A 25,440-nucleotide genomic window follows, 5' to 3' on the forward strand; every position below is an offset into this window, starting at 1 on the left:
TATAGTCAGGCCTGCTCGGTCTCGTTCAGCTCCTGCTGCAGCTCGCGGATAAGATCGGCGGCATCATCAAACTGATAGCTGCCGACCATGCTGCTGACAGGTTTCAGGCGCTGCCACAGAGGCTTGCTCACCCTGCGGCTCAATGCTTCCAGTTGAACAACGGCTTCGGCATCGGCGTCTTCCAGACTCTGCAGCAGTTGCTCCAGGGCGGTTTTAAGCGCCTCGGGGTCCATCTCCTCGACGGCATCACCTTCCGCCAGTGGATCGCTTTGTGGCTTATCACCCATCCAGTCCGCAATGGCTTCGACAATGGCTGCAACCCGGGTTTCCACCGCCAGCAACTCTTGCTCACATTCTTCACCGGCCGCCAACTTGGCTTCCAATTGCCTGGCCTCTTCCACCAACGGCTCGGAGCAGAGGTTACCTGCCAGCCCCTTAAGGGTATGCGCCGCCCTGACCGCTTCTTCCTGCTGTTGTTCCTTGAGCGCCTTGCGAATCCGTTTGCCGACATTGCCCTGGCTACCGAGGAAACGCTCGAAGATGCGCCGATAGAGGCGCTCTGAATGCTGTACCAGCTGCAGTCCCCGATCGATATCCAGGCTCTCGTGTTCCGGCCAGCTCACCAGATTCTCAGGAGCATCGCCATCGGCCATACCAGCATCATTATTCCCTGCAGCGGCCGGGACTTGCCCACCTCCCAGATACTGCAACAACACCTGATACAAGAGGCTGACTTCTATCGGCTTGGCGATGTGATCATTCATGCCTGCTCGCAGACACATCTCCTTGTCACCGGCCATGGCGTTGGCCGTCATGGCAACCACAGGTAACTGCTCAAGCCCAGGCATCTTGCGCAGTGCCTCTGTGGCCTGATATCCATCCATCACAGGCATCTGGCAGTCCATCAGCACAAGATCAAACTGCTGCTGCGCCAACTTCTCCAGTGCTATCTGGCCATTCTCGGCAATGGACAAGTCTATGCCCACCTGCTCGAGAAACTCGGTCGCCACCTCCTGATTCATCTCGTTGTCTTCCACCAGCAACACACGTTTGCCGGCAAGAGCTGCCAGTTGCAGGGATTCGAGATCCAACGCCTTGCGCCTGACAGGAATATGGCCCTGACGCCCAAGAGCCAGCATAATGCCATCGAGCAGCCTGGAGGCACTGACCGGCTTGGTGATATAGCCGTTGATCCCGAGTTGCTCCAACTGTTCGATAAAGTCACTGTTGGCGTGGGCCGACACCATGAGGATCAGCGGCGGCTCTTTTACCTGCAGTATCTGCCGCGCGGTTTCCATGCCGTCCATCTCAGGCATCTTCCAATCGATCAAGGCCATCTTGTAGGACTTGCGCTTCACCTTATCCAGCGCCTCCATGCCGCTGCGGGCACAGTCAACGGTAAAGCCCATGCTCTCCAGCGTGGTGCGCAATATATCTCTGGCGGTACCGTTGTCATCGACCACCAGAATGGGCATGCCCTCCAGTTCCTGCTCTACATTCAGCTTGTCGTTTTCCGCAACCTTGAGCCGCACAGTGAAGAAGAAACAACTGCCGTTGCCAAACTGGCTCTCGACGCCGATTTCACCGCCCATCAGTTCTACCAGTTGTTTGGAAATCGCCAGCCCAAGCCCGGTACCGCCGTATTTACGTGTGGTCGAGGTATCTGCCTGGCTGAAAGACTTGAATAATCTGGCTTGCTGCTCGGCCGTCAGACCTATGCCACTGTCGCGCACAGCGAATCTTAGGATCACTTCATCCTGCTCGCGGCTGAGCTCACTTATCGACAGCATCACTTCACCCCGTTCGGTGAATTTGATGGCGTTGTTCATCAGGTTAATAAGCACCTGACCGAGACGCAGCGGATCCCCTTCCAGGTGGCTGGGTACGCTGGGGGCCACGGCAAACAGCAGCTCCAATTGTTTGTCGGCGGCGCGCTCAGAGAACATATCCCCGAGATCTTCCAAAATACTGTCGAGCTGGAACGGCACCACTTCGATATCCAGTTTGCCGGCCTCAATCTTGGAGAAGTCGAGAATGTCATTGATGATCCCCAGAAGGGATTGCGAAGCCCGTTCAATTTTTTCCACATAGTTACGCTGTTTGCGATCCAACTGTGTCTGCAGGCACAGCTGAGACATGCCGATAATGGCGTTCATCGGGGTGCGGATCTCATGGGACATATTGGCAAGGAAGTCACTCTTGGCCTTGTTGGCGGCATCGGCATCTTCCTTGGCAGCCATCAGTTCGTTGGACAATAGCTTGAGGCGGGTAATGTTGGCGATACTCATGACCACAGAACGTTCACGGCCCTCTTCCTCTTCAAGCTCGGAGGCGTTGATTGCCATCCACATGGGCTCGCCGGAGGCACTGAGCAGGCGCCACTCGCCGCTGACACTGTGATCGTCACTTAGCTTCAGGCGCTCGTACAGCTCGCTGGCATTGCTTCTGTCTTCCGGCGCCATCAAGTCGGCAAACGAGCGACGTTTGAGCTGCTCGGCACTCATGCCCATGTCACTGCAGAACTGGCCATTGCAATCCATTATGGTGCCGCGATCGTCCAGGTTGACTATGCCTATACCTGCGTTATCAAACAGGGCCCGGAAGTGGGCCTCGCTCTGGGCCAGCTCGGTTTCCATCTCCTTACGGCCGCTGATGTCGGTAAGATAACCGTTCCAGAGCATGCCATCCTGCTGTTTACTGCCCTTGGCACCAGCCTCTAGCCAACGCACCTCACCGGAAGGATGCCGGTAGCGGAACTCTTTGATCCATTGCAGTCCACTTTCGCCGGAAAGCAGGCGAATAATGCTGCCCCTGTCTTCGGCAACAATCCGCTCGGCCACCAGATCAAAATCGGCCATCACCTCATTCTTGTGGTGGCCAAGAGTGGCGATGGCTGCACTGGAAAGAAAGGTGAATCTGCGTTGCTGCGGGCTTTGCCAAAACAGTTGATACACAGTGCTGGGCACAGACTCTGTGATGGTTTCCAGTTGCTCCCGTGACTGCTCCATCTTCTCTTGAGCCAGCTTGCTGTCGGTGATGTCATTGAGGCTGCCATCGAACCACAGCGGGTTACCGTCTTCATCATAGCTGGCCTTACCCTTTTCATGGATCCAACGCACACTGCCATCCCGGTGGCGAATACGGTACTCGACATCGAAGGCTTGCTGCTCGGCCAGGGCCGAGTTGATGGTGTCGATACACAACTGTTTGTCTTCATCTATGACCAGGGAACCATAACTGCGCTTCTTGCTGTCGATGAAGTGCCAGGCCGGATAGCCGCTTATCTCAGTGATATTGTCGCTGACATATTCCATGGTCCACTGTTCATCGACCCGGGTACGATAAACGGCGCCGGGGATGTTGGATACCAGCCCACGAAAACGGCTCTCGCTCTCGCGAATTTTACGCTCTACCGCCAGTTGCTCGGTCAGATCCCGAATCGATGCCGCCACCTGACGTTTGCCCTTGTGATCGGCCGGCAACAGGCTCAAACCTATCTGCACCGGGAACTGGGAACCATCGCACTTGAGTGCCTGCAGCGCCTTGCCCTTGGCCATCATGCGATCCTTGCCGTCGGTCACGAAGGCATGGCGCTTGGCTGCGAGTTCCAGCCGGTCCACTTCCGGCAGCAGTTGGTCGATATTGAGTTTGAGCATCTCCTCGGCAGCATAACCGAACAGCTCCTGACAGCGGCTGTTGGAGAACACCAGCATGCCGCCTTCATCGACGATAAGCATCGCCTCCGGCGCCGCCTCCAGCACGGCGTTGGACCAGGCCGCGGCGGAAAACTGCTCGGTGACATCATTAAACAGCATCTCCACCGAAATCAGCTTGCCTTCATCATCGAGCAGAGGCTGCATAAACAGATCCAAACGCCTCAAGCCACCTTCGGCATCGGCCAACTCCACCTGATGCGGCGGCACCGACTCGCCGGCCAGCGCCTGTTCCATATACTGCCAGTTGGCTTCGTTGATACTGTTGCTGGAAAACAGCCGCTGATACTTACGCCTGAGCACTTCAGGAGTGATACCCAAGACCTTCTTCACCCCGTCGCTGGCCTGTACTATGGCGCCGTTGGGATCCATGGAGCAGTAGAAGGACTTGTCACTCATGCCGTCGATAAGCTTGGCAAACCTGTTGCCGCGGGAGTCGAGCAGCGCCTGTTCCCTCTCTTCGAGAATTTCAGCCATCTCATTGAATTTATTGCTGAGAGTCGCAATCTCCCGCACCACGCCTTCGGGTTTTTGCAAGCGTTTGATCAACCCCTTGCTGAAGTCCACTATCCCGGCTTCCAACTGCTCCAGAGGCTGAGTGAGACGCTTGGCGCTCCAGTAACTGGTGACCAGCAGTATCATAGCCAGCAACAACAGGTTGAGCGTCAAGGAGCTGAAATCCTGCAGGAAAGAACGCAGCAACTGCTTTTGCGGCGTGATCACCAACACCCGCCACTCCAGTGGTGCAACCCTGGCGACACTGGCAAGGTACTGCACGCCGTTGAGATCGCTCAGGGCCACCTCGGGGGTGTCGGCGGCATAGATATGCTGCGCTGCTTCCTTGCCGGCGGCGGTATTAGCCAGCCAGTCTTCCAATTTGGCGTTGCGGGTAAGATTATTGTCCGGGTGATAGATGAGCCTGCCCTGGTTGTCCAATACCAACAGCTTTTTGGGATCTATCCCCAAACGTATCGGCAGGCTGGAAAGTGCCAGATCTGTGGTAACCACGCCCAGCGGCGCCCCTTCGCTGCCAAAGGGTTGCGAGAAGGTGATCATCAGTGCATTGCCGGCACCTTCATCAAAATAGGGGGCCGTCCAGTAGCCTTCGGCATGTTTGAGTGCTTCGGTCCACCAGTCCCACTCGCCACTGGTGTAGTCATAGGCTTCCTGGCCTATGTCCATGGTGACAATCGACAGGTCCTGACGAAAGGCATAGGGAGCAAAGCGTTTTTGCCCGGGCAGAAACCCGGGCTGAAAGGCGATGGCGCTGCCGTAAAAGTTGGGGTTGCGCTGCAACCTGTCCCTGAGCAACTGATAGAGATTGTCCGCTTGTTGCAGACGTTCGAAAGACTCCAGATTCCCCAGGCTGTAAGCCAGTGTCTGGCTATCCCTTTGTGCCAAAGACAGCTCAAACTCGAGCCTTTTAGCAGCGAAGTCTGCCTTTTCAGCCAAGTCGGCAAAGAAGGCTTTCTCTTCTTCCTGATAGTTATACCAGCCGGTAATCCCCGAAATCACAGTCATGATGCTGATTAAGGGAATGGCTATCTGCAACAGAATACGGCTGCGAAAAGTTCTGAGTGTCGCGGTATCCGGCATAGCTCTGCCTCTCTGACGATTTCCTTGCGACTCTGCAACTGCAAAGTCCTATTGTCAGACACACTCTCTTGGGCAATCAATGCCGAAGTACATCAGGCGACTGAAGTCAACTAACTGATTAAAGGTCAAAAATTAACCTTGTTATTTAAGCATTAGCCATGCGGTTAAACAAGTGAAGCGGAGCAAATTTCACAAAAAAGTCAGCTGCAGCCAACTGACATAAAACACACAGAAAAAGATAAGCTGGAATTATTTAAATAAACTCTTGTGTTGCAGGGAAAGAGAACGGCCAATAGCTGCAAGCCAGCGCTGAAACCGCCCCTTTTCAAGCGGCTTGCTATTGGCAGTAGAATCTCTACTATCTGGGTTTAAAAAAGGTTTTTGAGTGGCTGAATTCATGGCGAGCTCCTGTGGTGACCAAATGCATTCTGCCGCGGCGCCCACCGTAAAACCAACGATGATTTCTTACCATTAAAATAAGTACAGCTTATGGAACACTTAGATCACTTCAAGGGACTGCGCTGCCTGGAAGCGGCGGCGCGGCACAAGAGCTACACCCAAGCTGCAGAAGAGTTGCATATCACCCAAGCGGCGGTCAGCCAACAGCTACGCTTGCTGGAGGCTCACCTGGGGATCAAACTCTTTATTCGCCGCGGTCGCAGCATGCAGCCCACCAGCCGTGCTCAGCAGCTGGCCGATACCCTGACGGCGGCATTCGGCTCCATCGGCTCCTGCTGGCAAGAGATACAATGTCAGGGGGTTCCAGGAGAGCTCAACATCACGACAACTCAGTCCTTTGCCTCCTTGATCCTGCTGCCGAATCTTGGGCAGTTCAATCGGCTGCATCCGGAAATCAAGGTCAGGGTCTGGGCCTCGAGTCAGCTGGAAGATCTCCAACACACAGAGATGGATATCGGGATACGTTTTGGTGACATTGACGCGGGTGAGCTTTACTGTCGTCACCTGTTCGACGATGACACTGTGCCCCTGTGTTCCAGCCAACTTGCACAGGAGCAAGCACTCACCCAAGCCTCGCAACTGAGCCAATGCTGGCTTATTGATGCCGACGACAAGCCGGGACAGGATTGGCTGGCCTGGTTTGCGGCGGCAGGTATCACGCCGGATACCCAGGCACTCAATTGGGTGCGGGTCGCCAATCTGGATATGGCACTGAGCACGGCGCTGTCAGGCCACGGGGTGTTTTTAGGCTCCCGCCTGATGGCCCAGCAATATATCCGCGCCGGTACGCTCACGGCGCCTCTGCCGCAAGTGCTACCGGGTGGGATCCGCTATCACCTCTTGTATCACGCCGCCTCACCCAAACTGGCAAGGATAAGACGGTTTGAAGACTGGTTGCTGGCCTTGATTGCTTCGCTCAAGACTCAGGCATCGGCCTGAGGCAGAGCCTCATCACCGCAGCCGCGCAGACGCTGAAAATAACTGCGGGTTTCTGCCAGCACCAGGTGGCGCAGACCTATAATGGCAATCAGATTGGGTATCGCCATCAAGCCATTGACTATGTCGGCGAGCAGCCAGATGAGATCCAGCGTGATAAAGGCGCCCGAGGCAATAAGCCCAAGAAAAACCCAGCGATAGAGCGGGATCCAGCGGCCCTTGGTGAGATAGCTCCAGCAGCGATCGCCATAATAGTTCCAGCCAAGAATAGTGGTAAAGGCGAAACACACCAGCGCTACGGTTACCAAATACTGGCCAATCAGCGGCGTGGTGGCACTGGAAAAAGCAGCACTGGTCATGCCTGCCCCGGCGGTATCGCCATTCCAGACACCGGTAAGAATAAGCACCAAGCCCGTCATGGTGCAGATGATAATGGTATCGAAGAAGGTGCCCGTCATGCTCACCAACCCCTGCTCAACCGGCTCCTTGGTCTTGGCGGCTGCCGCCGCTATCGGAGCACTACCCAAACCCGACTCGTTGGAGAATACCCCACGAGCAATCCCGGTTTGAATCGCCAGGGCGATACCTGCCCCCAAAAAGCCACCGGTCGCCGCCACTGGATTGAAGGCGGAATGCAGCACCAGTGCTATCGCATCCGGGATCGCCTCACTGGCGCTCAGCAGCACCCAAAGACAGGCAACCACATAACCTATAGCCATAGTGGGCACCAACTTTTGCGCCACAGCCGCAATCCGTTTAACACCCCCTAAGGTCACAGCAGCCACCAGCGAGGTCAGTACCACAGCAGTGATCCAGGCAGGCACATCAAAGGCGATGGTCATAGCTTCGGAAATCGCATTGACCTGGGCAAAAGTCCCGATACCGAAAAAAGCGACACCGACACCGAAAACCGCAAACAGCTTGGCCAGCCAGCCGAGCCCCAGGCCTTTTTCTATGTAGTACATGGGGCCACCGGCGATGTTACCGTGGCAGTCAGTGGTGCGAAACTTAAGCGCCAATAGACACTCGGCGTACTTGGTGGCCATGCCAAACAAGGCGGCAATCCACATCCAGAACAGGGCGCCGGGACCACCGAGTTTGATGGCAGTAGCCACCCCGACAATATTGCCCGTGCCTATGGTGGCCGACAACGCGGTACAAAGAGCGGCAAAAGAGGAGAGTTCCCCCTTGCCATTGGCGGGTTTGAACAGCAACTGCAGCGCCAGCGGCAGACGCAACAGTTGAATGAATCCCAGCCTGAAGCTCAGATAAATACCGGTTCCCACCAACAAGAGTAAGGTGGCAGGTCCCCAGACAATAGCGTTTATCTGGGTAAGAAGTGCATGAAAATCCATAGATTCCTCAGTTATTAAACATCAAAATTAATAAACGGAGGAGGAAAAGAAATGGCTGCGAAACCGCGGCAGCAGAGGCCAAAAGCGAAAGATCACCAGAGGCAAGGCGGTGCAATCATCCTCTCCTCTGTCCTTTTGCCTGAGCGTTTCGCGCCGGCCTAAGCCGGCACTTTCGCCTTCGGCGCCGGGGCATGCCCGGTCTCTCCAGAGGCTCGTCCAGTAACAGTCCACGCCGTCAATGCTGACCGGCACCTGAAAGAGTACCTCCAACCGGGTTAACCGGTGGAAATTGCCTCGTCGGTGTGGGGGCGATTCCCCACTCTCCTGCTACCTTCATCCGAACGGATTGCCACGTTATTTGTGGCAGGTGGCACAGTTTGCGCCTAAATGGCCCCCGACTCAAGGGGCAAAGCCGACTCGCGCCCTGTTTGCTGCAAAAAATTTGACCTTAGCCTACACCCCGAGCGACCGAACCAGGTTCGGTTTACGCGGTAACAACAGCTGAAAGTCGAGTTCACCGATTGAAAAAACTTGTTATGCTATAGCAGATTACTGCGGTTCACAGGAGTTCAAATGCAGAGCCAGGTGTTGCTGGAAGGGGTAAGCAAAGGATTTTTGGACGGCGATCGCCCCCACAGGGTGCTGGAAAATCTCAGCCTGGAGATCAAACCCGGCGAGACGGTGGCATTGACTGGCCCCAGTGGCAGCGGCAAGAGCACACTGCTGAATCTGATAGCCGGTTTTGAGCACCCGGATCAGGGCCGCATTCTGCTGGCAGGTCAAGACAGCAGTCGCTGGCAGGACAAACAGTGGAGCGCCTTTCGCCGCCGCCATCTGGGGGTGGTGTTCCAGCAATTCAACCTACTGACGCCGCTCAATGTTCGCGACAATATTCTTTTTCCCCTGTCGCTGCTCGGTGAAGGCTGGCAAGCCTGGTGCGATCACCTGGTACAGGCACTGGGGCTGACGCCACTGTTGAACCGGGAAGTCGAAAGCCTCAGTGGTGGTCAACAGCAAAGAGTCGCCATTGCCCGCGCCCTGGCCCATAAGCCTGAATTACTACTGGCCGATGAACCGACAGGCAACCTGGATGCCGCCGCCGGTGATGAGGTGATGCAGCTTTTGTGCTCTCTCGCCGCCGATGCCGGCAGTGCCATTCTTATGGTCACCCACAGCGAAACGGCCGCCGCCTATATGCAGCGCCGCTGGCACCTGCAGCAAGGGCGCATTCATGAGTGACACAGGGGCGCTAACCACAATCAAGTTGGCCTGGCAGGCCCTGAAAGTCACCCTGGCCCACTATCGCAAGGCACCACTGCAGGCCGGCGCCATACTGCTGGGAGTGGTGTTGGCGGTGACTCTGCTGATTGGCGTCAAGGCCACCAACGACAACGCCATCAACAGCTACCGTGAGGCGGGCGAAGCCCTGGGACAACAGGCCAGCCTTTTTATCACCCCCAAGGCCCGCGGGGCCAGCCTCGATGAAGCACTCTATTTTCAACTGCGCCAAAGCGGCATCCAGGCACTGCCGGTGATCAGCGGCGTCCTTGACGACGCTCAGGGTCGCCAGTGGCAAGTGGAAGGCAGCGATATCATTGCCGCCCTCGGCACCTTCGAGCAAAGGGGCAATGGCCGCAACCATCTGCCCTTGAATAGACTGCTCGCCGGTGAGCCCATCATTGTCATGAGCGACAGCCTGCATCAGGGACTCAAGGCGCCGCCAACCCTGTCCCTCGGTGGACGCACGCTCGAAGTGCTGGCGCTCGCCGACTCACAGCAGCTCGGCAACCGCCTCTATCTGGATATCTCGCTGGCCCAGCAGCTATTAAAGCGCGAAGGCACCCTCAGCTATATCGCCCTCTTTGGCGAGCCGCAGAGGCTCAAAGAGCGGCTCAAGCAAAGCGGACTGCCGCTGGGTAAGCTGAATATCAGCGAGCAGGACAAGGGCGCCGCCCTGACAGCGCTCACCCGCAGTTTTCATTTGAACCTCAACGCCATGGGGATGTTGGCCTTCGTGGTGGGGCTGTTTATCGCCTACAACGGTGTACGCTACAGCCTGATGAAACGCCGCCGTTTGTTGCTCTTGTTGCTCAAGCAGGGCCTGGGACGACGTGCCCTGATGCTGGCGCTGCTGCTGGAGTTGTTGTTGCTGGTGTTCATTGGCTCGGCCAGTGGCTTTATTCTGGCGCTGCAGCTCAGCCAGTGGCTGCAGCCCATGGTGGCGCTGACCTTGGAGCAGCTCTATGGTGCGACTCTGCTGCCGGGGAATTGGCGCTGGCAATGGTTGGCCGAAGGCGCCGGTCTGACACTTATCGCCGCACTGCTGGCCTGCGTGCCCCTGTATCTTGAGCTGTGTCATCAGAGCCTGGCACAAAATACCCAGAGCCAATGGCATGCACACAGACACAGAAGCATGCACAAACGCCTGTTTCTCATTGGGGTTGCGCTGCTTGCCCTGACGGCGCTGCTTTATCCCTTGAGCCAAACCCACCAACACAGCCTGGGCTTGATGGGGCTCTTGACCCTGGCTATCCCGCTGCTGTTGCCGCAACTGTTGCAGTCTTTGCTCGGGCTATTGGCGCGGCTGTTTCCGTCCGGACTCAGCAAGTACGCCATCGCCGATACCCGAGAGCTGGTGGCACCGCTGGCGCTGGCCATGATGGCGCTGCTACTGGCCCTGTGTGCCAATATCGCTATGAATACCCTGGTAGGCAGCTTTGACAAGACCCTCAGAAGCTGGCTCGACACCCGCCTGCATGCCGAGCTTTATATCCGCCCGGGCGCCGGCAATATGGCGAATCTGGAGCATTTTCTTGAGCAGCAAGCCCCCGGACTGGCTCACTTCTACCAATGGCAGGCGCCCTTCTATGCCAAGGGGAGCGGCAATACGCTGGAGATAAACCTTATTAGCCGGGACGCCGACTCTATCGCGCGCACCACGGCGCTGAAAACCCCAGCCCAGGCTCAGGTGCAAGGAGCCCAAAACAAGCAACAGCAAGCGCTGCTGACGGTGATCCAGGGCCAGACTCTGGCTATCAGCGAGCCCTTGGCCCTGATGCTGGGGCTGGCGCCGGGCGACAAGCTCAGCCTCTGCCCGGAAAAGGAATGTAAGACACCACTGACCCTACCCATCAGCGCCATCTATTACGACTATGGCAATCCCAAGGGTGAGGTCCTGCTGGCGCAATCCCTCTGGCAAGAGCTTAAGCTGCCAACTGAAGCCGTTAGCCTGGCGGTGAGTGGCATAGCAACAAGTGCAGAAAGGGCCAAGGGGGCAGGACTCACAAGCATTGCCGCCCTCGAGCGCGCCCTCATTCAAGAGCTTGGACTCAGTCCGGTACAGGTCTACAGCCAGCAAAAAATTCGCGATGAGGCGATTCGGGTCTTCAACAAGACCTTCAGCATTACCCTGGTACTCAACACCCTGACCTTACTCGTGGCTGCCGTGGGGCTTTTCAGTGCTGTGCTGATGCTGACCCAGTCCCGCCAGGCGAGCCTCGCCATGTTACGCTCGCTCGGGCTTACCCGTGGCCGGCTTTTGTCTATGTTGCTATTGCAGATGCTGCTGGTGGTGCTGCTCACCTGTCTGTTGGCCCTGCCCATGGGGGCGATTCTCGGTTACCTGCTTATCCATAAGGTGACGCTGCAGGCCTTCGGCTGGACCATAGCCATGCAGTGGGACTGGCTGGCCTATGGCCGGGTGGTGCTTTTGTCGCTGCTGTGCTGCATCCTGGCGGTGATAGTTCCCCTCTACTGGCAGAGCCGCCGCTCTCTGGTCTCCAGCCTGCAACAGGAGGTGCTCTAATGCGATTGATTACAATGCGGTGGCCTGCCGTAGCGCCCTTGTTAGCGGGTCTACTGCTGGGCTGCGCTGTGCTGAGTGGCTGCGATAAGGCTCATCAAGACAAGGCTCAGCAGCAAGACTCACGGGCCATGAGCCGGGTGATGGGTACTGCGAGCGAAGGCTATGCCAAAGTCGAGCCCGGTGCGGCGCTGCAGTTTCCGGAAGATCACCTGCCCCACCCCAGGTTTCGTCAGGAGTGGTGGTATCTGACCGCCAATCTGACCACGCAAAGCGGTGAGCCCCTCGGGCTGCAATGGACTCAGTTTCGTATCGCCCTCTCCCCGGATGAACCTGAATCCAGCTCTCCCTGGGCGACGAATCAGCTTTATATGGCTCACAGCGCACTCAGTTTTCAAGATAGTCACCAAAGCGCCGAGCGCTGGGCCAGGGGCGCGCTTGCCGCGCCCCAAGGCAAAGCAGCCCATCCCCAGGGAGCCCAGGACAAAACTCAAGCCGGAGCCATGGGCTTGCCGCTCAGGGTCTGGCTCGATAACTGGCGCTGGCAAAGCCAGGCGGCAAGCGGCCCCAATAGCGGGCTGTTTCCCGCCAGTTTACAGGTCAGCGAAGAGGACTTTGCCTTCGAGTTGCAACTCGATAGCCAAGCCGAGCTGCAGATTCAGGGAGAAAAGGGTTTCAGCCGTAAAAATGCCGCCGGCACTGTAGCCTCTTACTACTACAGCCAGCCTTTTATTCGGGTCAAAGGCAAAGTGCGCCACAAGGAGCAATGGCTGCAGGTATCCGGCAATGCCTGGCTCGATAGGGAGTGGAGCTCAGAATTTCTCAGTCGCGGCCAACAGGGCTGGGACTGGTTCGCCTTGCGGCTCGATGACGGTTCGGCCCTGATGCTGTTTCAGCTCAGAGAGCAGGAAAACAAAGCCTTTTTCAGCGGCAAGCGCATGTATCCCGACGGCAGTGGCCACCCGCTGGCGCTCGATGATATCAGCCTCAGCGTCAAGGACTGGCAACAAACGGCCAGCGGTCGCTACCCTGTAGCCTGGCAACTGGAGCTGCCGGGAGAATCTCTGTCATTGACTCTGGAAGCCCTCAATCCCAATGCCGCCATGAACCTGTCTATCCCCTACTGGGAGGGGCCCATCACCATCAAAGGCACACAAACCGGCGTGGGTTATATGGAGCTGACCGGCTATTGAATAACCCACTTTAGGTAGTAAACAAGAACTATTCTCAAAATGGCGTTACATTAATATTGCAAGAGTCAAGCCGCTAATCTGTTTAAATTTCAAACTTGGATTCAGATCACATTGAAAATGTTGATCCGGATCGCCAATCGCTTTCATTACCTCTCAAGAGGTATACCCACATTTTTAATGAGGTCTAGACTTTGATTCAGTTCCGGTGACTCGGCCCATGCCGTGCCAGTCGCCCTTACCTGTCGAGGTGAGCCTCAATGAAGCAACAAACAGAGATGGAATACCATGTCACCAGTCTGGTGGTGCATGCCGCTCCGGGAACCCTGGAGGCGGTGACCACTGCCATCCAGGCCCTTGAAGGCGCCGAAGTCCACGCCAGCAGCCCAGAAGGCAAATTGGTAGTCACCCTCGAAGGCGAAAGCCAGGGCGAGATCCTGGATAACGTCGAAGCAATCAACCGTCTGCCCGGGATACTGTCCAGCAGTCTTATCTATCATCAGGTCGATTCTGAGCCTGTCAGTCAAACAAAAGAAATAAAGAGTGAGGAAACACCATGAGCATAAGCCGCCGCGAGTTTCTTAAAGCCAACGCCGCCGTTGCCGCCGCCACGGCCGTTGGAGTCACTCTGCCAGTGAAAGTCGTCGAAGCCGCTGAGCAGAAAGACAATATCAAATGGGACAAGGCCCCCTGCCGATTCTGCGGTGTCGGCTGCTCTGTGCTGGTAGGCACAAAAGAGGGCAAGGTCGTCGCCACCAAGGGCGATCCTGAGAGCCCGGTCAACAAGGGCCTGAACTGCATCAAGGGCTACTTCCTGTCGAAAATCATGTACGGAAAAGACCGTCTGACCACTCCACTGCTGCGGATGAAAGACGGCCAGTATGCCAAAGACGGTGAGTTCATCCCCGTGAGCTGGGACAAGGCCTTCGATGTGATGGCAGAAAAGTGGAAGCACTCGCTCAACACCAAGGGCCCGACTTCTGTGGGCATGTTCGGCTCAGGCCAGTGGACCATCTGGGAAGGCTACGCCGCCTCCAAGCTGCATAAGGCAGGTTTCCGCACCAACAATATCGACCCCAATGCCCGCCACTGTATGGCCTCGGCCGTGGTCGGCTTTATGCGTACCTTTGGTATCGATGAACCCATGGGCTGTTATGACGACCTGGAAGCCGCCGATCACTTTGTGCTCTGGGGCGCCAACATGGCCGAGATGCACCCCATCCTATGGGCCCGCCTGTCGGATCGCCGTCTGAGCCACCCCGACGGTAAGGTGCATGTACTGTCTACCTTCGAGAACCGCTCGTTCGATTTGGCCGACAACCCGATAGTGTTCAAGCCTCAGTCCGACCTGGTGATCCTCAACTATATCGCCAACTACATCATCCAAAACGGCGCGGTCAACAAGGACTTCGTCAACAAGCACACCAAGTTTGCCCTGGGTGTGGATGACATAGGTTATGGCCTGCGTCCGGATCATCCGCTGGAGAAAAAAGCCAAGAATCCGGGTAACGGCAAGTTCAGCGATATCAGCTTCGATGAGTACGCCAAGTTTGTCAGCCGCTACACTCTGGAATACGCCAGCGAGATGAGCGGCGTGGAGAAAGAGCGCCTGCTGGAGCTGGCCAAGGCCTATGCCGATCCCAAGGTCAAGGTAATGAGCCTGTGGACCATGGGTATCAACCAACACGTGCGTGGGGTTTGGGCCAACAACATGCTCTATAACCTGCACCTGTTGACCGGCAAGATTGCCACTCCGGGTAACAGCCCCTTCTCTCTCACAGGCCAGCCCTCTGCCTGTGGTACCGCCCGTGAAGTCGGCACCTTTGCCCACCGTCTGCCCGCCGACATGGTGGTCAACAACGACAAACACCGCGCCATCACAGAAAAGGCCTGGCAGCTGCCTGAAGGCACTATTCCGCCCAAGCCCGGTTTCCACGCCGTGTTGCAGAGCCGGATGCTGAAAGACGGCAAGCTCAACTGCTACTGGACCATGTGTACCAACAATATGCAGGCCGGCCCCAATATCAACGATGAAATCTATCCCGGTTTCCGTAACCCGGAAAACTTTATCGTGGTGTCAGATCCATACCCAACAGTCACCGCCATGGCGGCCGACCTGATCCTGCCTACCGCCATGTGGGTCGAGAAAGAAGGTGCCTATGGTAACGCCGAGCGCCGCACCCATATGTGGCACCAGCAGGTGAAAGCCCCTGAAGGCGCCAAGTCGGATCTGTGGCAGCTGATGGAGTTCGCCAAGCGCTTCAAGGTAGAGGAAGTCTGGCCCGCCGAGTTGATTGCCAAGAAACCTGAATACGCCGGCAAGAACCTCTATGAAGTGCTGTTCGCCAATGGAGTGATCAACAAGTTCCCCACCAGCGACTGTCAGGCCGAGCTCAACGATGAATCTGAACACTTCGGCTTCTATGTGCAGAAGGGGATCTTCGAAGAATACGCCGCCTTCGGTCGCGGCCATGGTCACGATCTGGCTCAGTTCGACCGCTACCACGAAACCCGTGGTCTGCGTTGGCCGGTAGTGGATGGCAAGGAAACCCTGCGCCGCTTCGTTGAAGGTTCTGACCCTTACGTTAAACCGGGTTCAGGCTATCAGTTCTACGGTAAGCCAGATGGCAAGGCGGTGATCTTCGCCCTGCCCTACGAACCGGCCGCCGAAGAGCCCAACAGTGAATACGATCTGTGGATGAGCACAGGCCGGGTGCTGGAGCACTGGCACACAGGTTCAATGACCGCCAGGGTACCCGAGTTGTACCGCGCCTATCCGGATGCGCAGATCTTCATGCATCCTGATGATGCCAAGAGCCGTGGCCTCAAGCGTGGTGATGAAGTCATCGTCGCCTCGCCTCGCGGCGAAGTGAAGACCCGGGTTGAAACCAAGGGCCGTAACAAGCCACCCAAAGGCGTGGTGTTCATGCCCTTCTTCGATGCCCGTCAATTGGTCAACAAGCTGGTACTGGACGCCACCGACCCTCTGTCCAAAGAGACAGACTTCAAGAAGTGTCCGGTCAAAGTGATGAAGGCCTGAGGCAGCAGTAATGGGTGACAAACGCAATAGTGTCAATAACATCAATCGTCGCCAGTTTCTGGCGACCACGGCCAAAGCCGGCTGTGTGATGGGGTTGGCCGGGCTGGGGATATCAGCGCTGGCCAAGTCCCAGTCGCTGGCGCCCCAGGCGATACGTCCCCCGGGCGCCCTCGTTGAGGACGCCTTTCTCTCGGCCTGCGTTCGCTGTGGCCTCTGTGTCGAGGCCTGTCCCTATGACACCCTGAAACTGGCGCGTTGGTTTGAAGGGGCAGCCACAGGCACGCCCTTCTTCAGCGCCCGCAGTATCCCCTGCGAGATGTGCGAGGACATACCCTGTACCCGCGCCTGTCCCAGTGGGGCACTGGATACCGGCCTCGAGAAAATCGAGGATGCCAGAATGGGCACAGCCGTACTGATCGATGAGAAAAACTGCCTTAACTTCAAAGGCCTGAGATGTGATGTCTGCTACCGTGTCTGCCCGCTCATCGATGAGGCCATCACCCTTGAGCGTGCCCGCAATGAACGCAGTGGCCACCACGCCATGTTTATTCCTACCGTGCATGCCGATATCTGCACCGGCTGCGGCAAGTGTGAACATGCCTGCGTTTTGGAAGAGGCGGCGATCAAGGTGCTGCCGCAGAAGCTCGCCAGCGGCAAGACCGCCGAGCACGACACTTACATAGACACGGAAAAGACCACCCTGGAGATGCTCAATCAAGGGCTGCCCGGACTGGGTAACGGAGGCGAAATATGAGTCGGAAAAAAAGCTCAGACGCCTTTGCCGCCGATGCCATCGCTACCCTGGGCTGGTGGAAGGCACACAGGTTCCTGCTGCTCAGACGCCTGTCACAACTCAGCGTTTTGTTGCTGTTTGCTATAGGACCACTGTTTGGCCTCTGGCTACTGAAAGGCAACCTGTCGGCCAGTCTGTTACTGGACACAGTGCCGCTGGCCGATCCGCTGGTGACACTGCAGAGTTTGGCCAGTGGCCATCTGCCGGAACTGAGCCTGCTGCTCGGCGCTGCCATTGTCGCCCTGGGTTATGGCCTACTGGGTGGACGGGTGTTCTGCAGCTGGGTCTGCCCGGTCAACATGGTGACAGATACGGCCGCCTGGCTCAGACGCAAGTTGGGCCTGCCCAGATTGCCCGAGCTACCAAGGTCGCTGCGCTACTATCTGCTGGTATTGGTGTTGCTCTTGCCCCCACTGACCGGCCTGTTGGCCTGGGAGTGGCTCAACCCGGTTCCCGTGGCCTACCGAGCCTTGTTGTTCGGTGGCTTCAGTGGCCTGTGGCTGCTGCTGGTGATACTGCTGCTGGATCTGTTCGTCAGCGAGCGCGCCTGGTGCAGCCACCTGTGCCCAAGTGGCGCCCTCTACAGCCTGCTGGGCAAGCTGCGACTGGTCAATATCGAGGCGGTAAGAGCCAACGACTGCAACAACTGTATGGACTGTTTTACCGTGTGTCCCGAACGGCAGGTGCTCAAACCCGCCCTCAAGGGAAGCAACCCTACGATAACCAGTACCGATTGCACCCTCTGCGGCCGCTGTATCGATGTCTGTGCCAAGAAGGTCTTTGAGTTTGATACGCCATTAACCCGGCTCTCGCCCAAGGGTGAAGCCAAAGACAAATCCAACAAAATAGATTGCAACCGAATTGCCACCAAGGCGGAGAACAAGCAATGAAAAAAACACTCAGCGCAGCCGCGATGCTGCTGGCACTCAGCGCCTGCTCAGGACAGCAGGCAGAAACGGCTCAGCCGGTTAACGTCAGTTCTCTTGGCGGTGGCGATGCAGAGATTAGCTCTGTACGCCCGGCCGATGCCATGCCTTCCTATCCAATGCGTGGCAACGCCATAGAGCGTAACTACGCCGAACAGCCGCCGCTCATTCCTCACAAGGCCGACTACCCCATCAGCCTGAAGAAAAACAGCTGCATGAACTGCCATGACTGGAGCAAGGCCAAGCGCATGAAGGCAACGCCTGTGGCCAAGTCCCATGTTATCGACGACAAGGGCACCCTCAATGGACAGAACTATTTCTGTACCCAGTGCCATGTGCCTCAGGCCGATAACAAGCAGCCGCTGGTGGAAAATAACTTCAGCACTGGCGCTGCCAACTGATAGCGAAAAAAACCGGGTCGCTGCTTCCTGGAGGCGCCCCGGTTTCAAGGTACAGCCCCAAAGGGATTGGGGCTTGCCTGCCCTTCCCAGCCCTTCACTTTGATGCCTCAATTTTTTTGAAAAATGGCAATCCGCCGCTCATCGACAAAACATAAGCTCAAAGCAAACGTCTCACAGAGCCAGTCCAATGTTGCGCGATGGAAAAAACTGCAATGGGTAGGATCCCGGGTATAGTGCCAGTCATAAAACTGGGCTTCACTCTGCCAGCGGTCTGTCATTATGCCTAAATAGCCCCCAGGAACCAGACGTGCCAGCAGCGCGCTTATCTCGGCGGCAGGCCTGTGCAAGTGCTCGAAACACTCGCTGGAGAGAATAAAGTCATACTGCGCCTGCAATGGATTGGGGAAAAACAGCGGGTCGAAATCGTCACACGCTATCCCTTCCCGGGCAAGGAGTTTTGATAGTGTCGGCCCAGGGCCACAGCCAAAGTCCAGTCCCTGCATACCCGGGCGCAGAAAGGTCATCGCCGGCGTCAACAGGCGCTGCAAAAAGCCCACATAGCCGGGGTCGTCAATGCTGTTCTCGTGGGTATCGTAAAACTGCTGCTCCTCATTCAAGGGCAGAAAATGCGCAGGGTCGAGAAAGATGAGCTGACACTCTGGGCAGAGAAAATAACGTCTGGCAACCCTGGCGGGAACTGTCTGTTTAGGCTGGGTGTTGGCACACAAGGGACATGGATTCATCGATGACTCGGTTCACTTTAACGGCTTTGGTTTAACGACTTTGGTTTAACGGCTTTGGTTTTACAGCCTTGGTCTAAAGGCTTTAACTCAGAGCTTTGGCTCAGTGCCTGGCTCATTACTTTGACTCGGTAGTTGGCTATCGGGATACTTTCCCGCAACAGTCGCCGCCAAAAACTGCGCTTACTCTAACAAACCCCACCCCAGGCTCCTAGAGCTTAATCGGCAAGACGCAACAACCACTTTTCTCCAAGGCACTGGCGAAAGTCATAGAGTTTCACCCCACAGCTGCCGCGGGCTTTCGTCCTGGCGACTTTTCGGCATGCCATAAAATCATCCCTGATGGCGCCACTCTGGCATCCCTGCCAGAGTGGGCCTCAAATCCATCAGGACCTGGATTCTGGTGTCGTCGGCTAAATCACCGTCAATACAACTTCGCAGTTTAAGATGTACACCTTTATCCAGGCACAGGCGGAACTGTGACCGTCGAAAACAGGGATGTTTTCGTCGAGCGCCCAGGGATGGGTTTACAGCGTGTCACAGGATCGCCAGTGCGAAAGGCCGTTCTCGGACGTCCTATCCTTCACGGCATTCAGGCTTCCTGCCTATCCGCACCGCAGGTGATTGGCTGCCGCTTAGTTGGCAGTTAGATACAATTTGGTTAACCACTCTTGGCTGAAAGTTATGATAGCCACTGTGCCTGCGGCAGAAAGTTATGGTGTAAATGCCTCCATGCACAACAGCCACCTTGGCTCACACTCATAGACTTGTTGCTTAGTAACATTCGCCTTGCTCGACCTTCGAACCCCGGCATCCATGCCTCGCTACACTATTGTCATCAACGTCCTGCGACTACTCCAAAGCATATTCCTTGGTATTTGCAATGGCCTATTGTTAGGGTTAGGGGTTAGGCACAATTGAACTTGTGTAAAGCTCACCCCCAAGTAATGGGGATTAGCCAACCCCAGTACCACTACTCATTGGGTAACAGCGGCATCATCTGTGCGCCATAACGGCTCCCAGCTACTGCTGTGATGGGAAACGCCTCTTCAATGGCCGCCAACTCCTCTCGGCCAAGAGTCAAAGTGCAAGCCTGAATATTATCCTCAAGATAACGCCGCCGTTTGGTGCCAAATAGAGGGATCAGATGCTCATTGCGGCTGAGCAGCCATGCCAGCGCCAGCTGTGACGAACTGCAACCTCGGCTTTCAGCCAGTGCCTTGATGGCATCCACCAGCGCCAGATTACGTTCAAAGTTCTCCCCCTGAAATCTGGGATGAGAGCGCCTGAAATCATCGGCAGCAAAGTCGTCTATGCTGCGAATAGCACCGCTGAGAAAACCTCTCCCCAGAGGGCTGTAGGCAACAAAACCTATTCCCAGCTCTTGGCAAAGCGGCAATACCTTGCTTTCAGGATCCCGGCTCCAGAGAGAATATTCGCTCTGCACCGCTGTAATGGGATGCACCTTGTGGGCGCGGCGCAGCCTGTCGCTGTCCACTTCACTCAAACCCAGATAGCGCACCTTGCCCTGCTGCACCAACTCGGCCATGGCACCGACAGTTTCCTCTATCGGTACCTCGGGATCCATTCTGTGCTGGTAATAGAGATCGATATAATCTGTCCCCAAACGCTTGAGGCTGGCTTCCACAGAGCGGCGGACATACTCGGGGCGACCGTTGACGCCGCGCTTGTGCACATCTGCTTCATCCCTGACTATGCCAAATTTACTGGCAAGAAAGATCTGCTGCCTACGGCCTTTGAGCGCTTGTGCCAACAGTTCTTCATTGCGAAAAGGTCCGTAAACATCGGCGGTATCCCAAAAGTTGACGCCGCGCTCCAGCGCCAGATCCAGAGTTGCCAAGGACTCTGCATCACTGGCCGGACCGTAAAACTCGCTCATTCCCATGCATCCCAACGCCAGCGCCGATACTTCCGGTCCCTTGCTACCCAGTTTTCGTGTTTTCATCTGTTACCTCCATTGAACTGCCAACAGCATCTTTGTTTTTACCTTTGGGATAAATAACGCTATAACTGCCAGTGTATTCCAAAATCACGAACAATCATGGATAGACTGCAAACCCTGAATATCTTTCGCCGGGTCGCCGAGACTCGAAGTTTCACCAAGGCTGCCAATTTACTCAATCTACCACGCTCGACCGTAACCCAGGCGGTGCAGCGGTTGGAGCAGCAACTCAAGGTACAGTTGCTGGTACGCACCACACGACAGGTCAGGTTGACCGAGCAGGGCGAACAGGTGTTGGATAAGGCCTCGGCGCTGCTGGCAGACTGGGACGATCTTCAGGGCCTATTTGCCAAAGAAAGCTGCCCGGCGGGGCTACTTAGGATCAACATGCCCGCCAGACTCGCCCGATTGCTTATCTTGCCGGCCTTACCGGAATTTCATCAATGTTATCCGGACATAGAGCTGGAGCTTGGCGTTTCGGATCCGCGCATCGATATCATAGGTGAAGGGGTCGATCTGGCACTGCGGGCCGGCACACTGGAGGACAGCAACCTTATCGCCAGAAGTTTGGGAAGCTTTGAGATAGTCACGCTGGCAAGCCCGGATTATCTGGCGCGCTTCGGAGTTCCGCAAACGCCTTCGAAACTCAGTAACCACAAGATGGTGGGCTATCTGTTACCCGCAAGTGGTCGTATCGAGCCGCTGGAGTTCAGGCAAGAGGGGAAATACCATCAATATACCTTGCCCCAAAGCATAAGAACCAATGGCACAGATGCTTATATTGCCGCCGGATTGGCAGGCTTTGGTATTATCCAGGTGCCCACTTATGGTATAGCGCCACATTTGCAAAGTGGCGCTCTGGTGCCAGTGTTACAGCAGTATCCGCCGCAAGCCATGCCACTGTCGCTTATCTATCCATGCAAACGCCACCCCAGCCACAGACTGAAGCTGTTCATCGACTGGCTGGTGCAACGCTTCGGCGACAAGTTACCACATGAGGCCGACTCGGTACCGCTAACCTGGGACAACTGACTTGCCTCAGTTCAGCTAAACCGCACTCAGACTCGAGTAACGACCGGCTTGCCGGGCAACAGGCTATTTCCCGGGGGCTTTTCCCGCTTCCAGCAAAGGCAAGCCGGCCTCGGTTGGAATATAGATGCGCTCGCCCTTGCCTTCCTGCAGCCCCTTGATCCACACGTAACGCAGATAGGCTTCATTGCCCTTGAGTGACTCGCCGATGATCTTGTTGGCCTCGGCAGCCGCCTTGGCGCGCTCGATATCGGCCTGCCCTTCGGCCTTGGCTCTGGCGATCATTGCACGTCCTTCCGCTTCAGCCAGGGTGACTTTGGCCTTGGCCTGCATCAGGGCCGCCTGTTCCCGAGCCTTGGCTTCCTCAATCAGGATCTGCTTGCTCCACTCTGCTTCCTTCAAAGCGGCGATGCCGTCCAGCTCCAGCTTATAGACCTTGTATTTAGGCCAGGCCCAAAAGGCCAGTAAGATCAGCAGTATGGCAACGGCTGTCATCAGAGCCAGGCTGCCGAGGGCTACGGCTTGTTTGTTTTGGTACATGGGCGCTCCTGCCACTTGAGATTATGCGGCATTTTAAAACATGGAGCGCTGTGGCACCACTTGGCTTTTCCCAATAAAAAACCGCACCCCAAAGCGCGGTTTTTGCCTGAAGCAGCTGGGCTATTCGGCGGCCAAACGCTCCAGCACATAGGTCAGCACACCGCCGGCACGGTAGTAGGCAACCTCCATGCCGGTATCCAGGCGGCTGAGCAGCACTATGGTTTTGGACTCTCCATTGGGATAATGGATCTGCGCCTGCAGCTTCTGGTTTGGCTTAAGCTCGCCATCCAAGCCGAGAATATCCACTGTCTCATCACCAGTCAGGCCCAGAGTCTGACGGGTTTCTCCAGGCAGAAACTGCAATGGCAGCACGCCCATACCCACCAAGTTGGAGCGGTGAATACGCTCAAAGCTCTCCACTATGACCGCCTTGACCCCGAGCAGCAGCGTACCCTTGGCGGCCCAGTCACGGCTGGAACCTGTACCATATTCTTTACCGGCAATAACCACACTCGCCTGCTTTCTGGCGCGATAGGCCATGGCAGCGTCATAGATAAAGCGCACCTCAGATTCGCCCTGCATCCGGGTAACACCACCTTCATGCCTGGGCACCATCTCATTGCGGATACGGATATTACCGAAGGTACCGCGCATCATCACCTCGTGATTCCCGCGGCGTGAACCGTAGGAGTTGAAGTCCTTGTCAGCTACACCATGACCGCGCAGGTAATCGGCTGCCGGACTGTTTTTGGGGATCACCCCGGCCGGGGAGATATGATCTGTGGTGACAGAGTCTCCCAGTAGCGCCAGAATCGCGGCCCCCTTAATGTCATCCGCATTACCGCCGTATTCGGCTTCGAAGAAGGGCGGTAACTGAATATAGGTGGAGGCGGGATCGAAGGCATAGGTTTTGCCCGAGCCCGAGTCGATGGCGCGCCAGGCATCATCGCCATGAAACACATCGGCATACTGCTGCTGGAACAGGCTGCGACTCACCTTGCCCATTACAGCGGCTATCTCGGCATTGCTGGGCCAAATGTCCTTAAGGAAAACCGCTTTACCATCGCGGCCTTGGCCTATGGGATCGCGACTGAGATCGATACGGCTGGTTCCCGCCAACGCATAGGCAACCACCAGAGGAGGCGAGCAAAGCCAGTTGGACTCAACCAAGGGGTGGATCCGCCCTTCGAAGTTACGGTTACCGGAAAGCACTGAACCCACATGGATTTTCTGTTCGCTGACCGCCTTGGTGACCGCATCCGGCAAGGGGCCCGAGTTACCTATACAGGTAGTGCAACCATAACCTACCAGGTTAAAGCCCAGGCTATCGAGTGCCGTTTGCAGTCCGGCCTGTTGCAGATACTGGGTCACCACCTTGGAGCCTGGAGCCAACGAAGTCTTGACCCAGGGCTTACGCTCCAATCCCAGTTCCACCGCCTTTTGTGCCAGCAACCCGGCTGCCAGCATCACCGCCGGATTGGAAGTATTGGTACAACTGGTAATGGCGGCAATCACCAAATCGCCATGGTGCATGGCAAGCTCGCTGCCTTCGAGTACAAACGCCTGCTCAAGCTCGCTGCGCCCCGAGAGACGAATGGCATCTTCGGCCGCCTGTTTGAGCTGACTGACGGCGACTCTGTCCTGGGGCCGCTTGGGCCCGGCCAGGCTGGGTTCAACACTGGCAAGATCCAGGCTCAGGGTATCGGCAAACTCGGGGGCGCTATCGCCAGTCTCTCGCCACAGCCCTTGGGCCTTGGTGTAAGCCTCCACTAAGGCAACCGTCTGTTCATCTCGGCCACTGAGGCGCAGATACTCCAGTGTCTGCGCATCCACCGGGAAGAAGCCACAGGTTGCACCATATTCCGGTGCCATATTGGCAATGGTGGCTCGGTCGGCCAGCGGCAACTGATCCAGGCCATCACCATAGAATTCGACAAATTTACCCACTACCCCCTGGCGGCGCAGCATCTCCACAACTCTGAGCACCAGGTCAGTGGCAGTAATGCCCTCACTGAGTCGCCCCTTGAGCTCGAACCCCACCACATCCGGGATCTGCATTGAGATGGGTTGCCCCAACATGGCCGCTTCGGCTTCGATACCCCCGACACCCCAGCCAAGTACCCCCAGGGCGTTGATCATAGTAGTATGGCTGTCAGTGCCCACCAGTGTATCTGGATAGACCCAAGTGGCTCCTTCTTCGCCAAGCCCCTGCCAGACACCTTTGGCCAGATACTCGAGGTTTACCTGATGGCAAATGCCGGTGCCCGGAGGCACCACGGAGAAGTTATCGAAGGCGCCCTGGCCCCACTTGAGAAATTGATAACGCTCGAAGTTGCGCTGCATCTCAATCGCCACATTGTCCCGATAGGCATCCGGATTGGCGAACTTGTCGATGCTGACCGAGTGGTCAATCACCAGATCCACCTTGGACAGTGGATTGATTTTTTGCGGACTGCGCCCTTTTGCCACCAGCGCCGCCCGCATAGCGGCCAGGTCGACTATCGCCGGGACGCCGGTAAAGTCCTGCATTAATACCCGCGCCGGATGATAGGCGATCTCCTGCTGGCTGCCGCGGCCGCGGCCCTTGGCCAGCGCCTGCAGATCGTCGATATCACAATGGTCGGTATCCAGATGCCGCAGAATGTTTTCCAGCAGCACCTTGCAACTCTTGGGTAATGCGGCAACCTCGGCAATTTCCGCCAAGGGCCCTTCATTGAGACTGTAGTATTGGAATGAGGTGTTTTTGACGGTCAAGGTGCGTTGCGCCTTGGCTTGATATTTGACTTTGGACATCACTTTTCTCCCTACGTTGAGGTACGCCATTCCGTGCAGAAGCTGGCTCACCGAGCGAGAATGAAAAGGTATGGAGGCAAGTAGGACAATGGAAAGTTCATCGGGATAAATCGACATTGGCCTGCGCCGTACAAGCACCTTTTCAACACGCCTCAGGGAAGCTT

General features: G+C 56.4%; 17 protein-coding genes and 1 riboswitch. Of the genes, 10 read left to right on the forward strand and 7 right to left on the reverse strand.

Annotation, left to right across the window (positions count from 1 at the left end; translation table 11 throughout):
• Positions 1 to 5 precede the first annotated feature (5 nt).
• A complete protein-coding gene (locus tag ACMHXI_RS15470; RefSeq protein WP_413735406.1) occupies positions 6 to 5,309 on the reverse strand; it encodes a PAS domain S-box protein in 5,304 nt (1,767 codons plus the stop codon).
• A 249-nt stretch (positions 5,310 to 5,558) separates the two neighbouring features.
• Positions 5,559 to 5,708, reverse strand: a complete 150-nt coding sequence (locus ACMHXI_RS15475) for a hypothetical protein (RefSeq protein WP_413735408.1) — start codon at positions 5,706 to 5,708, stop codon at positions 5,559 to 5,561.
• A gap of 90 nt (positions 5,709 to 5,798) precedes the next feature.
• Between ACMHXI_RS15475 and ACMHXI_RS15480 the strand changes: the two genes are divergently transcribed.
• Positions 5,799 to 6,707 (forward strand): LysR substrate-binding domain-containing protein, encoded by a 909-nt coding sequence (locus ACMHXI_RS15480; protein WP_167716534.1) that lies wholly within the window; start codon positions 5,799 to 5,801, stop codon positions 6,705 to 6,707.
• Here ACMHXI_RS15480 and ACMHXI_RS15485 read toward each other — a convergent pair.
• The gene (locus ACMHXI_RS15485; RefSeq protein ID WP_144215845.1) at positions 6,692 to 8,059 is read right to left on the reverse strand and encodes an alanine/glycine:cation symporter family protein; all 1,368 of its coding nucleotides are present in this window, start codon (positions 8,057 to 8,059) and stop codon (positions 6,692 to 6,694) included. The two genes, ACMHXI_RS15480 and ACMHXI_RS15485, sit on opposite strands and share 16 nt — an antisense overlap.
• Positions 8,060 to 8,176: 117 nt before the next feature.
• A riboswitch (glycine riboswitch) is annotated at positions 8,177 to 8,277 on the reverse strand.
• A 355-nt stretch (positions 8,278 to 8,632) separates the two neighbouring features.
• Between ACMHXI_RS15485 and ACMHXI_RS15490 the strand changes: the two genes are divergently transcribed.
• From ACMHXI_RS15490 to ACMHXI_RS15525, 8 genes are all read left to right on the forward strand, one after another.
• On the forward strand, positions 8,633 to 9,298 hold the full coding sequence (locus tag ACMHXI_RS15490; RefSeq protein ID WP_101095530.1) for an ABC transporter ATP-binding protein: 666 nt from the start codon (positions 8,633 to 8,635) through the stop codon (positions 9,296 to 9,298).
• Positions 9,291 to 11,864, forward strand: coding sequence for an ABC transporter permease (locus ACMHXI_RS15495; protein WP_101095531.1), 2,574 nt, complete (start codon positions 9,291 to 9,293; stop codon positions 11,862 to 11,864). The genes ACMHXI_RS15490 and ACMHXI_RS15495 overlap by 8 nt, the downstream gene beginning before the upstream one ends.
• On the forward strand, positions 11,864 to 13,054 hold the full coding sequence (locus ACMHXI_RS15500) for a lipocalin-like domain-containing protein (protein WP_101095532.1): 1,191 nt from the start codon (positions 11,864 to 11,866) through the stop codon (positions 13,052 to 13,054). The genes ACMHXI_RS15495 and ACMHXI_RS15500 overlap by 1 nt, the downstream gene beginning before the upstream one ends.
• A 257-nt stretch (positions 13,055 to 13,311) precedes the next feature.
• Complete coding sequence (locus tag ACMHXI_RS15505; protein ID WP_025889977.1) at positions 13,312 to 13,611, forward strand: chaperone NapD; 300 nt, start codon at positions 13,312 to 13,314, stop codon at positions 13,609 to 13,611.
• Positions 13,608 to 16,091 carry a nitrate reductase catalytic subunit NapA gene (gene napA / locus ACMHXI_RS15510; protein WP_208185044.1) on the forward strand — a complete coding sequence of 828 codons (2,484 nt, stop codon included), beginning with the start codon at positions 13,608 to 13,610 and terminating at the stop codon, positions 16,089 to 16,091. The genes ACMHXI_RS15505 and napA overlap by 4 nt, the downstream gene beginning before the upstream one ends.
• Positions 16,092 to 16,101: 10 nt before the next feature.
• Entirely contained in the window at positions 16,102 to 16,845 is a 744-nt protein-coding gene (gene napG, locus ACMHXI_RS15515; RefSeq protein WP_144438187.1) for a ferredoxin-type protein NapG, read from the forward strand.
• Entirely contained in the window at positions 16,842 to 17,774 is a 933-nt protein-coding gene (gene napH, locus ACMHXI_RS15520; protein WP_144438186.1) for a quinol dehydrogenase ferredoxin subunit NapH, read from the forward strand. The genes napG and napH overlap by 4 nt, the downstream gene beginning before the upstream one ends.
• Entirely contained in the window at positions 17,771 to 18,211 is a 441-nt protein-coding gene (locus tag ACMHXI_RS15525) for a nitrate reductase cytochrome c-type subunit (RefSeq protein ID WP_025889974.1), read from the forward strand. Before napH ends, ACMHXI_RS15525 begins: the two co-directional genes overlap by 4 nt.
• Before the next feature lie 107 nt (positions 18,212 to 18,318).
• Here ACMHXI_RS15525 and ACMHXI_RS15530 read toward each other — a convergent pair whose 3' ends face one another.
• Both ACMHXI_RS15530 and ACMHXI_RS15535 read right to left on the reverse strand, forming a co-directional pair.
• On the reverse strand, positions 18,319 to 18,954 hold the full coding sequence (locus ACMHXI_RS15530) for a class I SAM-dependent methyltransferase (protein WP_413735413.1): 636 nt from the start codon (positions 18,952 to 18,954) through the stop codon (positions 18,319 to 18,321).
• A 970-nt stretch (positions 18,955 to 19,924) separates the two neighbouring features.
• A complete protein-coding gene (locus ACMHXI_RS15535) occupies positions 19,925 to 20,917 on the reverse strand; it encodes an aldo/keto reductase (protein ID WP_025889972.1) in 993 nt (330 codons plus the stop codon).
• A 96-nt stretch (positions 20,918 to 21,013) separates the two neighbouring features.
• Here ACMHXI_RS15535 and ACMHXI_RS15540 point away from each other — a divergent pair, with 96 nt between their 5' ends.
• Complete coding sequence (locus ACMHXI_RS15540; RefSeq protein WP_219017903.1) at positions 21,014 to 21,946, forward strand: LysR family transcriptional regulator; 933 nt, start codon at positions 21,014 to 21,016, stop codon at positions 21,944 to 21,946.
• Positions 21,947 to 22,009: 63 nt separating this feature from the next.
• Here the strand turns inward: ACMHXI_RS15540 and ACMHXI_RS15545 are convergent, their stop codons facing one another.
• Positions 22,010 to 22,483 (reverse strand): hypothetical protein, encoded by a 474-nt coding sequence (locus ACMHXI_RS15545; RefSeq protein ID WP_025889971.1) that lies wholly within the window; start codon positions 22,481 to 22,483, stop codon positions 22,010 to 22,012.
• A 120-nt stretch (positions 22,484 to 22,603) separates the two neighbouring features.
• Complete coding sequence (gene acnA / locus ACMHXI_RS15550) at positions 22,604 to 25,276, reverse strand: aconitate hydratase AcnA (protein WP_109247832.1); 2,673 nt, start codon at positions 25,274 to 25,276, stop codon at positions 22,604 to 22,606.
• Positions 25,277 to 25,440: the final 164 nt, after the last annotated feature.

Source organism: Shewanella sp. BJSY2023SW005, from assembly GCF_047314585.1.
Taxonomy (GTDB): Bacteria; Pseudomonadota; Gammaproteobacteria; order Enterobacterales; family Shewanellaceae; genus Shewanella; species Shewanella algae.

Excerpts from the sequence above, each read along its gene's own strand:
- ACMHXI_RS15545 (WP_025889971.1), bottom strand. The coding sequence starts at position 22,483 with ATGTACCAAAACAAACAAGCCGTAGCCCTCGGCAGCCTGGCTCTGATG.
- napA (WP_208185044.1), top strand. The coding sequence starts at position 13,608 with ATGAGCATAAGCCGCCGCGAGTTTCTTAAAGCCAACGCCGCCGTTGCC.
- ACMHXI_RS15490 (WP_101095530.1), top strand. The coding sequence starts at position 8,633 with ATGCAGAGCCAGGTGTTGCTGGAAGGGGTAAGCAAAGGATTTTTGGAC.
- ACMHXI_RS15500 (WP_101095532.1), top strand. The coding sequence starts at position 11,864 with ATGCGATTGATTACAATGCGGTGGCCTGCCGTAGCGCCCTTGTTAGCG.
- ACMHXI_RS15480 (WP_167716534.1), top strand. The coding sequence starts at position 5,799 with ATGGAACACTTAGATCACTTCAAGGGACTGCGCTGCCTGGAAGCGGCG.
- ACMHXI_RS15475 (WP_413735408.1), bottom strand. The coding sequence starts at position 5,708 with ATGAATTCAGCCACTCAAAAACCTTTTTTAAACCCAGATAGTAGAGAT.
- ACMHXI_RS15485 (WP_144215845.1), bottom strand. The coding sequence starts at position 8,059 with ATGGATTTTCATGCACTTCTTACCCAGATAAACGCTATTGTCTGGGGA.
- acnA (WP_109247832.1), bottom strand. The coding sequence starts at position 25,276 with ATGTCCAAAGTCAAATATCAAGCCAAGGCGCAACGCACCTTGACCGTC.
- ACMHXI_RS15540 (WP_219017903.1), top strand. The coding sequence starts at position 21,014 with ATGGATAGACTGCAAACCCTGAATATCTTTCGCCGGGTCGCCGAGACT.
- ACMHXI_RS15525 (WP_025889974.1), top strand. The coding sequence starts at position 17,771 with ATGAAAAAAACACTCAGCGCAGCCGCGATGCTGCTGGCACTCAGCGCC.
- napH (WP_144438186.1), top strand. The coding sequence starts at position 16,842 with ATGAGTCGGAAAAAAAGCTCAGACGCCTTTGCCGCCGATGCCATCGCT.
- ACMHXI_RS15530 (WP_413735413.1), bottom strand. The coding sequence starts at position 18,954 with ATGAATCCATGTCCCTTGTGTGCCAACACCCAGCCTAAACAGACAGTT.
- napG (WP_144438187.1), top strand. The coding sequence starts at position 16,102 with ATGGGTGACAAACGCAATAGTGTCAATAACATCAATCGTCGCCAGTTT.
- ACMHXI_RS15495 (WP_101095531.1), top strand. The coding sequence starts at position 9,291 with ATGAGTGACACAGGGGCGCTAACCACAATCAAGTTGGCCTGGCAGGCC.
- ACMHXI_RS15535 (WP_025889972.1), bottom strand. The coding sequence starts at position 20,917 with ATGAAAACACGAAAACTGGGTAGCAAGGGACCGGAAGTATCGGCGCTG.
- ACMHXI_RS15470 (WP_413735406.1), bottom strand. The coding sequence starts at position 5,309 with ATGCCGGATACCGCGACACTCAGAACTTTTCGCAGCCGTATTCTGTTG.
- ACMHXI_RS15505 (WP_025889977.1), top strand. The coding sequence starts at position 13,312 with ATGAAGCAACAAACAGAGATGGAATACCATGTCACCAGTCTGGTGGTG.